The 14,564-nt window shown below is 57.8% G+C and carries 11 protein-coding genes; 4 read left to right on the top strand and 7 right to left on the bottom strand.

Annotated elements, in window-relative coordinates; all coding sequences use genetic code 11:
• Window positions 1–109 precede the first annotated feature (109 nt).
• Window positions 110–1,187, top strand: a protein-coding gene (gene prfB / locus BLW21_RS07565) for a peptide chain release factor 2 (RefSeq protein WP_217633847.1) whose coding sequence is annotated in 2 segments (ribosomal slippage) — window positions 110–169 and window positions 171–1,187 — 1,077 coding nt in all. Because the reading frame shifts where the segments join, the coding sequence is not laid out codon by codon here.
• 83 nt (window positions 1,188–1,270) lie between these two features.
• On the opposite strand, the gene BLW21_RS07560 is transcribed toward prfB, so the two are convergent.
• The 3 genes from BLW21_RS07560 to BLW21_RS07550 all read right to left on the bottom strand — a co-directional run bounded on the left by BLW21_RS07560 (window position 1,271) and on the right by BLW21_RS07550 (window position 7,807).
• Window positions 1,271–2,851 carry a SusD/RagB family nutrient-binding outer membrane lipoprotein gene (locus BLW21_RS07560; RefSeq protein WP_092738850.1) on the bottom strand — a complete coding sequence of 527 codons (1,581 nt, stop codon included), beginning with the start codon at window positions 2,849–2,851 and terminating at the stop codon, window positions 1,271–1,273.
• Between the two features lie 67 nt (window positions 2,852–2,918).
• A complete protein-coding gene (locus BLW21_RS07555; protein ID WP_092738849.1) occupies window positions 2,919–6,083 on the bottom strand; it encodes a SusC/RagA family TonB-linked outer membrane protein in 3,165 nt (1,054 codons plus the stop codon).
• Between the two features lie 230 nt (window positions 6,084–6,313).
• The gene (locus BLW21_RS07550; protein ID WP_092738848.1) at window positions 6,314–7,807 is read right to left on the bottom strand and encodes a GH3 auxin-responsive promoter family protein; all 1,494 of its coding nucleotides are present in this window, start codon (window positions 7,805–7,807) and stop codon (window positions 6,314–6,316) included.
• Between the two features lie 163 nt (window positions 7,808–7,970).
• Here BLW21_RS07550 and BLW21_RS07545 point away from each other — a divergent pair, with 163 nt between their 5' ends.
• The 3 genes from BLW21_RS07545 to BLW21_RS07535 all read left to right on the top strand — a co-directional run bounded on the left by BLW21_RS07545 (window position 7,971) and on the right by BLW21_RS07535 (window position 9,474).
• Window positions 7,971–8,399, top strand: coding sequence for an OsmC family peroxiredoxin (locus BLW21_RS07545; protein ID WP_092738847.1), 429 nt, complete (start codon window positions 7,971–7,973; stop codon window positions 8,397–8,399).
• 97 nt (window positions 8,400–8,496) lie between these two features.
• Window positions 8,497–8,952 (top strand): OsmC family protein, encoded by a 456-nt coding sequence (locus BLW21_RS07540; RefSeq protein WP_092738846.1) that lies wholly within the window; start codon window positions 8,497–8,499, stop codon window positions 8,950–8,952.
• Between the two features lie 48 nt (window positions 8,953–9,000).
• Window positions 9,001–9,474, top strand: a complete 474-nt coding sequence (locus tag BLW21_RS07535; RefSeq protein WP_139255122.1) for a hypothetical protein — start codon at window positions 9,001–9,003, stop codon at window positions 9,472–9,474.
• 128 nt (window positions 9,475–9,602) lie between these two features.
• Here BLW21_RS07535 and dnaA read toward each other — a convergent pair whose 3' ends face one another.
• From dnaA to BLW21_RS07515, 4 genes are all read right to left on the bottom strand, one after another.
• Complete coding sequence (gene dnaA / locus BLW21_RS07530) at window positions 9,603–11,102, bottom strand: chromosomal replication initiator protein DnaA (RefSeq protein WP_092738844.1); 1,500 nt, start codon at window positions 11,100–11,102, stop codon at window positions 9,603–9,605.
• A gap of 178 nt (window positions 11,103–11,280) precedes the next feature.
• Complete coding sequence (locus BLW21_RS07525; RefSeq protein ID WP_092738843.1) at window positions 11,281–12,267, bottom strand: bifunctional metallophosphatase/5'-nucleotidase; 987 nt, start codon at window positions 12,265–12,267, stop codon at window positions 11,281–11,283.
• A gap of 131 nt (window positions 12,268–12,398) precedes the next feature.
• Complete coding sequence (locus tag BLW21_RS07520) at window positions 12,399–13,157, bottom strand: 5'-nucleotidase C-terminal domain-containing protein (protein ID WP_092738842.1); 759 nt, start codon at window positions 13,155–13,157, stop codon at window positions 12,399–12,401.
• Between the two features lie 94 nt (window positions 13,158–13,251).
• Window positions 13,252–14,505: an outer membrane beta-barrel protein gene (locus BLW21_RS07515; RefSeq protein WP_092738841.1), complete on the bottom strand. Its 1,254-nt coding sequence runs from the start codon at window positions 14,503–14,505 to the stop codon at window positions 13,252–13,254.
• Window positions 14,506–14,564 lie beyond the last annotated feature (59 nt).

Below are 14,564 nucleotides of genomic sequence, written 5' to 3'. Positions count from 1 at the left end.
GGCGGGGGCCGGCTCTGTTGCGTCCGGCGGTGGTATTTTCACGATATTTGCCTATTGCCGAGCCATTGCGCCGGCTGTTTTCCTATTTCAGAACCCACACTTTTTTTCCATGACCCACGACCAGGTGAAGGAATTGAAGGGCCGCGCTGAGGCCCTGAGGAGGTATCTTTGACTACGATGCCCGCAAAGAACAAGTAGAAGAAATTGAGGCCCAGACCATGGCCGCCGGCTTTTGGGACGACTCCAAGCAGGCCGAAGCCACCATGCGCGAGCTGAAGGGCGTCAAAGTCTGGACTGACGACTATGAGGCCGTGGAAAAGCAGGTCGATGACGTGGAGGTGCTCTATGAGTTCCACCGCGAAGGCGACGTGCCCGAGGTCGAAATGCAGCGCGAATTCGCGGCGGCCGAGCAGTCGGTGGAGCGTCTGGAGTTTAAGCGCATGCTCTCCGATGAGGAAGATCAACTGTCGGCTGTCATCGACATCAACCCCGGTGCCGGTGGCACCGAAAGCCAAGACTGGGCCGAAATGCTCATGCGCATGTACATTATGTGGGGCGAAAAGCAGGGCTTCACCGTACGGCAGCTCAGCTACCAGCCCGGCGAGGGTGCCGGCATCAAGTCGGCCTCGCTTGAAATCGATGGTCAGTTTGCCTATGGGTATCTGAAAAGCGAAATCGGGGTACACCGGCTCGTGCGCATGTCGCCCTTCGACAGCAGCGGCCGCCGCCATACCTCCTTCGCCTCGGTGTTTGCCTACCCGGTGATTGATGATACCATCAACATCGAAATCAACCCCGCCGACATCAGCTGGGATACTTTCCGAGCCGGTGGAGCCGGCGGCCAGAACGTAAACAAGGTGGAAACCGCCGTGCGTCTCACCCATGCGCCCTCCGGCATCATCATCGCCGTGCAGATTGAGCGCAGCCAGCTCATGAATAAGGAGCACGCTCTGCGTATGCTTAAGTCGCGCCTCTATCAAATTGAGATGGACAAGCGCAACGCCGCCCGCGATGTGGTGGAAGCTGGTAAGAAGCGCATCGACTTTGGCTCCCAGATTCGCAACTACGTGTTGCACCCCTACAAACTCATCAAGGACCTGCGCACCGGCATCGAGCGCACCGATGTGCAAAACGTGCTCGACGGCGACCTGGAGGAGTATATCAAGGGGTATCTGATGCAGAATTGACCCGCTTGATTATAGCTCAATAAAAAAGGGCTCCTCGATTGAGGAGCCCTTTTTTATTGGCTTATGCAAGCATAAAGTCCAGACTAGTCTACGTCCCAGAAAATCTTAGGCGAGAAGATAGTCACCCCTACTGGTGTGTTGGGGTTGTTGGAAATTTCGCTTTGCGGGTAAGGCAAGCGCACTGGGAAAGCCTGCGTCGCGGCGTTCAGCGAGATGTAGTTGCCCTTAGGGAAACCGGTCCGACGGTACTCCGTCCAAGCTTCGAAGCCATTGATACCATTGTTAGCAATCCACTTCTGGTTGATAATGGCTTCAATCTTATTAGCTGCCGCCGTGAAGTTAGGGCTAATAGCCTTCGTATCGAAGCTGCCACCCACAACCACGTCGTTGATAACGGGGTTAACCGCAGCTGTCTGCGAGTAGTAGGTGGTTGCCTGGGCCTCGGTCAGACCGAGCAGTTTGAACGACTCCTTGATACCGGTTTCGTACAACGTCTGGGCGGAACCAGTGAGCCAACCCCGCTGCACAGCCTCGGCCTGCAGGAAGTACGACTCGGCAGCCGTCATCAGGTAAACTGGCTGAGCAAAGCCATTCTGGGCGAAAGGCCGGATAACGCCCGGCCCGAGCGGAGACAGAACAGCTTGGTAGCCCAACGTGCCGGCAGGGTTTGCACCGCTCTGGATACCACGATAGTTCTTGACGTTGTTGGGAAGCGTGGCTGGCGTAGCAGGCTTGGTGTAAAGCTGCTTCAGGCGCAACGTGTCGTTGGTTACCTTGAGGTAGTTCAGGGCCAGCGTGTTGGCGCGAGTTGCCCGACTACCGCTGGTAACTGCTCCAGTTACGGTGTAACCTACGCGGGCTACTAGCGGATTGACTTTACCAGCCGAATTCAGGAAACCCGGGTTTACGCCAACCTGTACACCGGGGCCGAGGAAGTCGGCATTCGCCGCCTGCATAGCCTTGATGCCGGCTTCAGCCACTGCGGGCCGGGCACCCGACTGACGCAGGTAAATACGCAACTTAAGCGTGTTGGCGAATTGCCGCCAGCGAACCATTTCGTTGGTTCCGGCCGAGCGGAAAATAATGTCGCCGGCAGAAGGGGCAGCAGCAGTTGGGGTGATGTTGGCTAGGGCTTCGTCGAGCAATGTGATGAGGCCCGTGTATACATCGACGTCCTTATCAAATCGGGGAGCGAGCAGGCTCACACCCTGGAGGGCGTCGGTGAAGGGTACGTCACCATGCGCATCAACCAACAACTGGTAGTTGTAGGCCTGCATGATGCGGGCAATAGCCAGCGAGTTCTTGTCACCGTTGGCTTTCGAGGTTTGCACGATGACATTCAGGTCGGGCAAGCTGCCAGCGTACAGTTCATCCCAAATGCTCGAGTAGCTGGTAGACGTTAACTGGTAGCTCTGCTCGGGCACATAGAACAGGAAGTCCTGAGCCTGAGCCCAGTTACCGGCGTATAAGTTGCCCAGCACATTGAGGGTGTTGCCGGTTACAACTGCAGTACGCAGGATACCGTTGGGCAACAACTGGCTGGCGGGCGCGCTGGTAGGCGTGTTAGGGTTGTCATTTACGTCCAGGTACGAGTCGCAGGAAGCTAGTCCCAGCGACAGGCCCAGAGTCGCGAGCAGCGCATTTCGCTTAAAAAGGAAAGTCATATAATGAAGAAGTTAGGGTCCGGAAACTTAAACATTCGGTGAGAATATTTAAGTTTCCGAACATGCCTTAGAAAGTTACCGACAGATTCACCCCGTAAGAGCGAGTCGTAGGAATGGTACCGAATTCCCGTCCCTGCGAGTTACCAGTACCAAAAATGCTGGCTTCTGGGTCGATGAACTTGTTCTCTTTTGGCACGAACAACAACAGGTTACGGCCGGAGAAACCAACTGAGGCTCTGCCCAGGAAGGTATTCTGTAGCAGACCCTGCGGCAGGTCGTAGGTGATGGACGCTTCCCGCAGCTTGAGGAAGTCGGCGCTGATGATGTTGAACTCCGCAATTGGATTGCTCAAGCGGCTGTACCACAGGCCAAATCCGCCGTCAGAGGTAACGTTGGTGTTGGGCGAGTACGTAACGTTGCCATTGCCGTCCACATTTTCTACCACCGAATTGGGGTACACGAATGCTTCGCGGTTGTACTCGGCCGTCTCAGCCGACGAACCGGTGAAGGCCAGTGTGCTCTTGGTACCCGAATAGATGCTCGCGCCCACTTTGGCGTCTACTACTACCGTAGCCCGCAGACCTTTGTAGCTGAAAGTGGTATTGCCACCCCACAGGTATTTAGGTGATACGCGGCCCAGGATGCGCTGTACAGGATCAGCTACTGGATCGTAACCCAGGATGTCACCATTAGAAGCAACCGTAGGACGTACAACGATGTTGCCGGCTGGGTCGCGCAGGAAGGCGGTGCCCTTCAAAACTGGGCTAGGCTCGCCAATGATAAATGTCGGAACAGGGTTACCGGCACCCGCAGCTAGCTCGCGGGCGTTGCCGAACAGCTTCTTCACTTCGCTGTCCTGGATAGTGAAGTTGGCCCCAATATCCCAACGGAAACCGTTGTCCAGCTTTACTGGCGTAATCCGCAGAGTGGTTTCCAGACCGTTGTTGTATACCTCACCAATGTTGAGGATTGCAGACGTAAAGCCCGTCGATGGCGGAACAGCCAGCGAACTGATGAGGTCGGTGGAGGTAGTCGTGTAGTAAGTTACCTGACCATTGACCCGGTCATTAAGCAAGCCCAATTCGATACCCGCCTCAAACGATGTAATCTGCTCCAGCTTCAACTGGTCGTTGGCAGCCCGGTTGCTTACGGTGAAACCCGTCTGGCCACCGAAAGGGAAGCCGGCTGCTACCGGGAAGGTGTTCTGGAGGTAGTATGGCGTTGCATCGTTACCCACTTTTGCGTAGCTGGCCCGGATCTTACCGTAAGTCAGCGTATTGTTATCCTTGAGGACCGGAATAGCATCAGTGAAGACGAAGGCCAGACCTACCGAGGGATAGAAGTACGAACGGCTATTCTTAGGCAGCGTCGACGACCAGTCATTACGTCCTGTAGCGGTCAGCGTCAGGTAATCACGGAAAGTTACCGTCAAGTCACCATAGGCACCGATCAAACGGCGACGGAATATCTCCGTGTCCGTAGCCGCCTCACCCGAACGGTTTGCCAGGTTGAAGAAGTTAGGCAATACCAAGGCATTGGCGGTCGTAGAAAGCGTATTCTGCTCGCTAGCACGCACGTTACCACCCAGGATAAGCTGCACACTCAGGTCCGGCGTAACATTTTTCCGGAACGTACCGAGCAGGTCAGTAGTAAAGTCCTGCAGGAAGATGCGGGTTTCGTTGTAGCGCCCTGGATCATCGGTTGGGCGGGTGTAGGCCGTAGTACCAACTTTGATTGCGTTCCGCCCATTACGACGGTCGTAAGAGTAGTCGGAACCAACGCGGTAGGTCAGGTTGAACCACTCAACCGGGGCGTAGTTCAGCGTTACGTTGCCGATAATACGGTCGAGCTTGCTCTCAAACCGGTCGTCGTTGATAGACTGGTAAGGGTTGTAGTAATAGCCCGAGAAGAAACCTTCTTTCGATCCGAAAGGGCTATTGATGTCCTTGTAGTCCGGGGTATTGATACCGCGCGAAACGTTGTACAGGTCGTCAATAATTCCGCTGCCCTGGAACGTAACGTCGGTAAAGTTGTGGTTGTAAGCAATGGACGTGCTGGCCGTCAGCTTCTCGGCAACGGTAGTAGCGGCCGTCAGCTTGAGGTTGTTGCGACGGAACTTATCGTCCGGCACAATACCCTTCTGCACTGCATCGGAGAACGAAAGATAGTAGTTGGTCTTCGCGTTGCCACCCTGCAGCGAGAGCGTGTTCAGGAAGGTAGTACCCGTGTTGAAGAAATCACGCACGTTGTTCGGCTTGGCCTCGTAACGCTGGATGTTCTTGCTGCCATCGGGCAGCGTGAAACCGTACTGTACCTCGCTGCCATCGAACCGGGGGCCCCAGTTGGTGTTTTCCTCCGGATAGAACTCGTTGTCGAAGCCCGAGCCATATTCGTTCTGGAAGTCTGGCAGCTTCAGCGGCGTTTCGGCTACAAACGACGAAGAGTAGCTGATTTGAGCCTTCTTGCCGAGTTCAGCAGCGTTCTTACCCGATTTGGTGGTAATAATGATTGCGCCGTTGGCCGCTACCGAACCGTAGAGAGCCGCAGCCGAAGGGCCCTTGAGGATGGTCATCGTCTCGATGTCCTCGGGGTTGATATCACCTACCCGGTTACCCGTATCCACCTGGTTGATGGTACCGGTGCTGGGCTGAATGTTCGAGTTGTTGATGATAATACCATCAACAACGAACACGGGCTGGTTCTCGCCCTGGAACGAGCGGTTGCCACGAAGTACAATCCGCTTAGAGCTGTTTACGCCACCGCTGGAGCTGCTGATGTTGGCACCGGCAACTTTACCCTGCAACGAGGCAATAGGGTTGGTTTCTTTGCCCTGAGTCAGGGACTTGTTGTTGATAACATCAACTGCGTAAGCCAGCGACTTTTCCTGACGCTCGATACCAACGGCCGTTACAACTACTTCGTTGAGCACCTTGGAATCGGTCGACAGTCCTACATCAACTGTCGAAGCTGTTCCAATGGGTCGCTCCAACGAAACGAAGCCAATAGAGGAGAAAGTAAGCGTAGTTGCAGAAGATGGAGCACTGATGGTGTAGGTACCATCGGCATTGGTAGATACACCAATAGTCGTACCCTTAACCAGTACTGTAACCCCAGGGAGTCCTTGGCCGGAAGCGCGGTCTGTGACCCGTCCGGAGATTTGCCGGTCCTGAGCGGCCGCCTGCTGCAACAGGACAGGCGCGAACAGAGCCGCAGTTAATAAAACTTTCCGCATGTGAGTGAAAAAGAGTTTGGTGGATTTGAACTGAGTGGCAAGATAAGAGTTACCGCCAAATATTAAAAACGCAGGCAACACCCATCTTCCCGCTAAAAGTAAGCAACTGCTGTAACATTTATTGCAATTCGCATCAAATAAGCTGCGCTATTTGGTGCTTAGGCATTAAATTTCCATTAAAAGTCCTAACCTTTTATCAATAAGATTCAATTGCAGGCATTTCGACGCCACTAGGTACCGGTTAATCCCTGTGCCAAGGTCCGGTCGTTACTCAAGCGCGGTACCTTATTTTGTCCTCCCAACTTGCCCAATTGCTTCATATACTGCTGAAAAGCACCGGTTGGCAGGCCCGTAAGCTGTAGGGAGGCGAGGATATTACCCGTTCGTAAGTCGTTGTAGTAGGAGTTGCGCCGCCGCAGGCCGGCATCGAGCACAGCAGCAAATGCAGCTAAGCTGCGGGGCGGGCGGGCGAACTCTATCAACCACTCGTGGCGCGAAGGCGTAGCCGGATCGGCGCTGACCAACGGCGCTACCGTAAACTCGGTGACCTCGACTTCGGAATGAGCCGCCAGCGCCTCGCGCAGGCTCTGCTCCACTTCTTCGCCGATAACGTGCTCGCCGAAGGCCGATAGAAAGTGCTTGATGCGGCCTGTAACCACCACCCGGAACGGGTAGCGGCCCACGAAGCGCACGGTGTCGCCGAGGCTGTAGCCCCACAGACCGGCATTGCTGGTGAGCACTACGGCGTACTGCCGGTCGAGCTCCACTTCAGCCAGCGTGAGGCGGGGCGGGTTAGGCTCGAAAAACCGCTCGGCGGGCACGAACTCGTAGAAGATGCCCGCATCGAGTAGCAGCAGCAGACCGGGGTTGCCCGGCTCGTCCTGGAAAGCCAGAAAGCCCTCGGAAGCCGGAAATAGCTCCAGGCTATCGACGGGCCGGCCAATGGTGTCGAATAGCTTGCGGCGGTAGGGCTCGAAGTTGACGCCGCCGTACACGAACAGGTCGAAGCCCGGGAACACCTCCCCCACCGGCCGGCCGGTACGGGCCACTACACGGTCGAAATACATCTGCACCCACGGCGGAATGCCCGAAATGAGCGTCATCGGGGCGGGCAGGGTTTCGTCCACAATCCGCTCCAGCTTCTGCTCCCAATCTTCGATGCAGTTGGTATCGTAGCTGGGCAGTTGGTTGCGGCGCAGGTAGGCCGGCACGTGGTGGTTGACGATGCCCGACAGCCGGCCGACGTGGATGCCGTTGAGCGTTTCCAGCTCCGGCGAGCCCGACAAAAACATCAGCTTACCATCGAGAAACTGACTTTTACCGGTGCGCTGCACGTAGTGCAGCAGCGCGTCGCGGGCCCCGTTGAGGTGGTTGGGAATACTGTCGCGGGTGAGTGGAATGTACTTGGCGCCGCTGGTGGTGCCGCTGGTTTTGGCCAGGTAAAGCGGCCGGCCGGGCCAGAGCACATTGGGTTCGCCGGTTTTCATGCGCTCAAACCACGCGCGCAACCCTTCATAGTCGCGCACGGGCACGCGGGCGGCCAGGTCGGTGGCCGTGCGGGCGCCGGCTAAGTCGTGGGCCTGGCCGAAAGCGGTGCGGGTGCCCTGGGCCAGCAGCTCGCGCAGTACGCGCTGCTGGGTGCCAATGGGGTCGTGTTGCCAGCGGGCGTACTGGCGGACGATATAGGCGGCCAGCGGACGGCTCAAAGTGGCTTTCAGACCCATCGGGAGAAATAAATGTGGGAAAACTGCGTGATGATGTGCAGTGGCCAGCCAAAGATACCCTGCCTATATATAAATAGGAGTAGCGGCCGCGGCCTATCCTTTAGCGCCCGGTCCGCGTATGGGGAGCTACTGACTTTATACTTCAGCTTTCAAACCCCAACCCATGACCAATCAACGAGGAACAGCCGTCTGGCACGGCGACATTAAAGGCAGCGGCGAGATTTCGACCCAAAGTGGTACCGTGCAGGCCCCCTACTCCACTGGCGCCCGCTTTGAGGGAGAGAAGGGCACCAACCCCGAGGAACTTATCGGGGCAGCCCACGCCGGCTGCTTCACGATGTTTCTGACCAGCATCCTGACCAAGGACGGCAAGCAGGTAAAGCAGATTAAAACCGAATCGAAGGTAACGCTCGACACGTCGGGCGAGGTGCCGAAAGTTGTTAAAATATCCCTCAGCACGGAGGGCGAGGTGCAGGGCCTCTCGCCGGAGGAGTTTCAGCAGTATGCCGAAAAAGCCAAAGAGAACTGCCCCATGTCGCAGCTGCTGAAGGCCGTGCCGGAGATGGAACTGGCTTCGGCAAAGCTGAAGTAAGTGGCACCAGCCGGCGCGGCACTTGGAGTATTTCAACGGCCGCGCTGGTTGTTTCCGCCGTTGGGCAGCTTATTTTCTGCAGAACCCTATTATAGGTATGGCCTATCAACGAGGCAACGCCGTCTGGTGGGGCGACAGTAACGGCTGCAGTGAAGTCTGGTCGCAGCGTGGCATGGTGGTACGGGCGGTTTATGCGGCCGGCGCGCTGGTGAATGGCCAGAAGGGCACCAAGCCCGGAGAATTGCTGGCCACGGCGCATGCCAGCTGTTTTCACCCTTTTTCTGGCCCGGCGGCTGAGCCTGAACGGCACCCCCGCCCAACCTATCCAGACCAGGCCGAAGGCCACCCAACGATACTTTGGGCGGTGTGCCCAAAAGGGGTTGGTAGCGGCCTGAGCACCGAAGCCGAAGCGGCCGGCCTGGCGCCGGCAGCGTTTCAGCGGTACGCCGAAAACGCCAAGGAAAATGCTTCTATCTCGCAGCTGCTCAAGGGCAGCCTCGATTTGCAGCTGGTTGCGGCGCGGCTAAAGCCGGGGCCAGAGCCGGGCAACTAAAAACAACTTCTTACTTTTACGCCTTCCCCCGGCTCTCCACTGCCCCTTATGCACCCCAATTCTACCCGTGTCCGTCTCCGGCCAGCCAATACGCAACGTATTCCCTTCTGGGGCCAGATTTTTCTGGGCCTGATGTGGGTAGCCTACACGGTTTCGCTGATTATAACCGATGCAGGGGCCACCGACATGTATTTCCTGCACTACGTGTTTCTGGTATTCAGCCTGATTTACCTGGGTTACGTGCTGGTGCATAACGCCCCTATTTTCGGCACCCAGAGTTATCTGGAGTTCACGCCAGGCTACATCGTGCACAAGGAAGGGCTCTTCAAGGCCAAGCAGGCCTTCGCCGCCGAAACTATCAGCACGCTCGAAATAGGTGGCCAGCAACTGCGCCTGCGCCTGAACGATGGCAACTCGCATGCCCTGAGCCTGCGCCAGGTACGGGGCCTGAAACGCCGCCGCTTCATGCGTGACCAGGTAAAGGATTTCGCCAACAAGCACAACATCCCGCTGAAAGACTAGCTGCTAGCTGAAAAACGAAAGAGGCCCCGCACTTGGTTAAGTGCGGGGCCTTCTTCGTTGCAAAAATCTTTTGTCGTCTGAACGAAAGCTAACAGCTATAAGCGCTCAGCTAAAAGTTTAAAAGAGACCTATCTGCCGGCAAACTTCTTGCGCAGCTCGACGATGGTGCCGCGGAACGACTTATCCGAATCGATGAGGTCGGAAACGGTTTGCACCGAGTGGATGACGGTGCTGTGGTCGCGGCCCCCGAAATGGTGACCGATGCTTTTAAGCGAGTGGCTGGTGTGCTCCTTGGCGAAATACATGGCCACCTGTCGGGCCGTTACCACTTCCTTTTTGCGCGTCTTGGCCTTAAGCAGCTCCAACGGCACGCTAAAATACTCGGCGCAGGTTTTCTGGATAAAGTCGAGGTTGACTTCGGCCTCCACCTCCTCGATAATGTGCCGCAACGCCTGCTTGGCCATTTCGAGGTCGATTTCGCGGCGGTTGAGGCTACTTTGGGCCACCAGCGAAATCAGCACGCCTTCCAGCTCGCGCACGTTGGTGTTCACCGAGTGGGCCAGGTACTCCACCACCTGGGGCGGAATGTCGATGCCGTCCTGCTGCATCTTGTTCTGGATGATGGCCATGCGCGTCTCGAAGTCGGGACTCTGCAAATCGGCCGTCAGGCCCCATTTGAAGCGCGAAAGCAGGCGGTCTTCGAGGCCCACCAAGTCGCGCGGCGGGCGGTCGGAGGTCATCACAATCTGCTTGCCGGCTTGGTGCAGGTGGTTGAAGATGTGGAAGAACATCTCCTGGGTTTTGTCTTTGCCCGACAGAAACTGCACGTCGTCGAGAATCAGGATATCGACCAGCAGGTAGAAGTTGGCGAAGTCCTGGACCTGGTTGGAGCGCAGGCTTTCGATGAACTGGTTGGTGAACTTCTCGGCCGACACGTAGAGCACGAACTTATCGGTGTTCGTGGCCTTGATGTGGTTGCCGATGGCCTGTACCAGGTGGGTTTTGCCCAGGCCCACGCCCCCGTAAATCATGAGCGGGTTGAAGCTGGTGGTGCCGGGCTTGTTGGCCACGGCCAGCCCCGCCGAGCGGGAAAGGCGGTTGCAGTCGCCCTCGATGTAGTTTTCGAAGGTATAGGTGCCGTTGAGCTGCGACTTCAGATAGTCGCGGTCGATGCTTTTGCTGGCCTCGAAGGGGTTGCGCAGAATGTTGGGCGCAGGCGCGGGCCGCACAGATGCCGCGGCCTCGTTACGAGCCGAAGAGGTTTGGGCACTTTGGGCCAGCGAAGTAGCGGCGGCCGTATTGGAAGTGACCGGCCCGGCCGCCCGGCGGGCCGTGGGCAGGTTCAGCGTGCGGGGCTTCTGCTGGGCGTTGCCCTGATCGACCACGATGCTGTACTCGAGCCGGCCTTCCACCCCCAGCTCCTGATGAATGGCCCGCTTGAGCTCCTCCACGTAGTGCTCCTCCAGAAACTCGTAGAAGTAGGTACTCGGCACCTGAATCAGGAGCACATTATTGTGCAATTGCACCGGCACAATGGGTTGAAACCATGTGCGGTAGCTCTGCTCACCAATTGTTGATTTGATGACGCGAAGACAATTAGCCCAGACCGTATGGCAATCCTTCGACATCAGGCAAGCAGGGCAAAAGCAACGGGGGTGCGGGTGAGAACAGGACAGATAATGCAGGCGTTGCTACGCCGCTTTTTTTTTAGGGGGAGACAAAAATGTGGAAAACTATGGAGACAAAAAACCGGGGGCGGCCTTGTATTTCATCCCATTTTAACACGTCTCTACTCCCACCTCCAATCTAGGCCACCGAAACCGGAAGCACAGCCGTAGCCGCTACCGTAGGGCGGCGGCTTTTGCGGGCAAACGAGTAATCGATGCGGCCCAGGTTGATGCCCGACCAGCCAACCTGGTTGATGAGCGTGGTGTGGCCGTTGGGGCCGGCAATGGGCTCGGGCTGCTCCAGAAACGTGTGGGTGTGCCCGCCCAGTATCAGGTCGATGCCTGCTACCTGGGCGGCCAGCTTACGGTCGTCGATTTTGGGGCCTTCGTACTTGTACCCTAAGTGCGAGAGGCAGATGACCAGGTCGCAACGCTCGGCACCGCGCAGGCGGGCCACCATGTCGCGGGCTACTACTACAGGGTCGAGGTACTTGGTGGCCCCAAAGTTCTTGTCTTCCACGAGGCCCGCCATTTCGATGCCCACGCCGAACACGCCAATGCGCACGCCTTGCTTTTCGAACACCTTGTAGGGTTGAAAACGGCCGGCCAACAGCGTGCCGGTAAAGTCGTAGTTGGCGCTCAGAAACGGAAACGTAGCATTGGGCAGCTGCTTGTGCAACCCTTCGAGGCCGTTGTCGAAATCGTGGTTGCCCAGGGTGCTGGCGTCGTAGGTCATCTGGCTCATGAGCTTAAACTCCAGCTCACCCTGAAAGAAGTTGAAGTACGGCGTGCCCTGCCAGATGTCGCCCGAATCGAGCAACAGCACGTTGGGCTCCTGCTGGCGCACCTGCTCCACGAGGGCTGCCCGCCGGGCCATACCGCCCATACCCGCCCACTGCGCCGCATTTTCCGGAAACGGCTCGATGCGCGAGTGCATGTCGTTGGTGTGCAGAATAGTCAGGCGCACCGCTTTATCATCGGCGGCAGCGGCGGTGGCCGGCACGGAAGCCCCGCCCAGCAGGGCCAGCGAAGCTACGCCCACGCCGCTGTACTTCAGAAACTCTCTCCGACTTAACCGCTGCTTCTCGCTGATGAAGTGTGATGATGCTGATTCAGGAGTCGGCATGGCAAAAAACTGGAAGGCGAAAAAGAAAAAATAAGTATGCAGGCGTTCAGCTGAGCAAGCAGAACGCCTGCTTGTGGCAGCTTGCGGGCAGATGCGCCTGCGTCGGTACCCGCACGATTAGTCGTCGAGAATTAACGGCTTACGCGACCCTCAATAGCAGCCTGAACAGGTTTACCCTGGGCGGTTTGCTCCTTGATGTAGTTCATGATGGCATTGCGCAACAGCACCCCGGTGCCTTCGGGCTTGAGGGGCTTGAAGAACGCCATGGAATCGCCCCCGCCGGCCAGGTAGTCGGAAATGGCAATGGAGTAGTTGCGGGTTGCATCGAAGGGCTGGCCGCCGATGAGGATGGCGCTGGGCTTGCCCTCGGGCGTAACGGTGAACGTAGCGCCCGAAACGGCCATCCTGGTGCGGGCCGCAAAATCAAACAGCTGCTGCACCACGGTGCCGGGCGCATCGAGCACCACCAGCTGGTTTTCAAACGGCATCAGCTCGAACACCGTGCCTACCGTTACGGGGCCGGCCGGAATGGGCGCCCGCAGGCCGCCATTGGTTACCACGCCCAGCGCAATGGGCCGGCCCAGCGCCTTGCCGGCCTCAATGCGCTGCAAGTCGCCCACAAAATTGGACAGCAGCGACTCGCCCGACTTTTTGGTCAGGGCCACCGGGGCGTTGCCCAGCACCGTCGTCATCTGCGACACCACCTTTTCGCGGTAGGGCGCGATGATGGCCGTGGCACGGGCATCGTCGGGGATGGATTTGCCGACCGGCTGGGCCGTAACGGGTGCCAGCCGGGCCTGGGGCTGATAAACGGCCCGCTGGCAGGCCGAAGTGAAGGACACAGCCGCCAGCAGGCTCAGGGCCGCTATAGGAGAACGAAGAATACGCATTGGCAATCGGCAGCAGAAAGAAAAGCCGGCTCCAAAGGTACGCCAATGCCGCCGGAATCGGCAGAGTTGGGGTGCGCCGGGTTACCGGGGCGCGCTATTTGGTTAGGTCATAGCTCAGCAACAGATAGAAACGGTTGAGGTCGGTTAGGGCGTTGAAGCCGTTGGAGTATTCGTAGCGCAACTCGACGCTAGCGTTGCGGCCGTTAGGGCGGGCCGTTGTGAGGCCTAGCCCCCCGGTGAACGCCTGCTCAGGCTCTGTTTTAAGATTGTAGGCCAGCTCGAGCGGGCTCAGAGGCGGGCGGGGTACGTTGACGATGTCCTCCACATCGGCCTGCAGAAAAAAGCCCAGAGTGAAGCCGGCATAAACCATTGGTCGTAGGCGGCCCTTAGGGTAGGTGTAACGCACAAGCAGTGGCGCACGCAGGGTACTGAGCGTGGCGTACTTTTCGGGATTGGCCGTTGAGCTGGCCTGCGGATCATCCCCGTAGGGCACTAGGCGGTTATATTTCTGCCGCTCGTACAGGGCCTCCAGGCGAAATGTTACGTTGCGGCTGAGCCCCGTATGCAGCGTCAGTCCAACGCCAACAACGGGACCGATTGCGCTGGTGCCTTTAATGGGCAATTTGAACGGGTTGCCAGCAATTTTCAGATGGCTAACCTCGGCTCCCGTCACAAGGCCCAGCTGCAGGTAGGTTCTGCGGGCGGCGGCAGGCAGCAGCACGGCGCTTTCGCCGACACAAACATTGTAGGCCTGTACCGCGCGCACCAACTCATTGGACTGGTAGCGCAGGGTGTTCAGGCGGGGCTGCACGCTCGGGCACGACGTCATCAACTCGGCCAACGTGCGCCGGAACTCGTTGGTTTGCTGCTGATAAAGGCGTCCCTCGCGCTCCAGCTTCACCACGCGCTGGCGCAACTCGTGCAGGGGCTGAGCCCCCAGTTGCGCGTAGTAGTGGTCGATGCGCTGCTCGTCGCGCAGGTAAAGCAGGTGCAGGGGCCCGCGCACCAGCACCTCTACGAATGACACTCGCTGCACCGTATCGGGGGTTGCTCCCAAGGCCGCACCTGGGCCCAGCGAGTCGGCCAGTAGCACGGTGGCGCGCTGGTAAAGATGTTCGCCCGTGACGGCATAGCCCTGTAACTGGCCCGGCCGGTAATCGGTAATGGCGGCGTCGGGAGTGGGGCGGAAGCGGGCCAGGCGCGCATTGCGCACGGCCCCGCGGGCATCTACTTCGCCCCGCAGCGTGTCGCCGCCGAGCGTAACGACGTAGCCGGGCCGGAAGTTGGTTTGGGCCGCAGCTTGGCAGGAAATACCCAACAGGGATACCAGGAGTAGTTTTTTTAGCATTCGAAACAACTATAAAAGGGTAAATAAGTGGTTAGCTTCACCAGGGCTTAACAGGAAAA

The organism is Hymenobacter psychrophilus (assembly GCF_900107135.1).
GTDB lineage: Bacteria > Bacteroidota > Bacteroidia > Cytophagales > Hymenobacteraceae > Hymenobacter > Hymenobacter psychrophilus.
The sequence above is the reverse complement of the archived record's forward strand: the minus strand, read 5'-3'. Positions and strand labels throughout refer to the sequence as shown.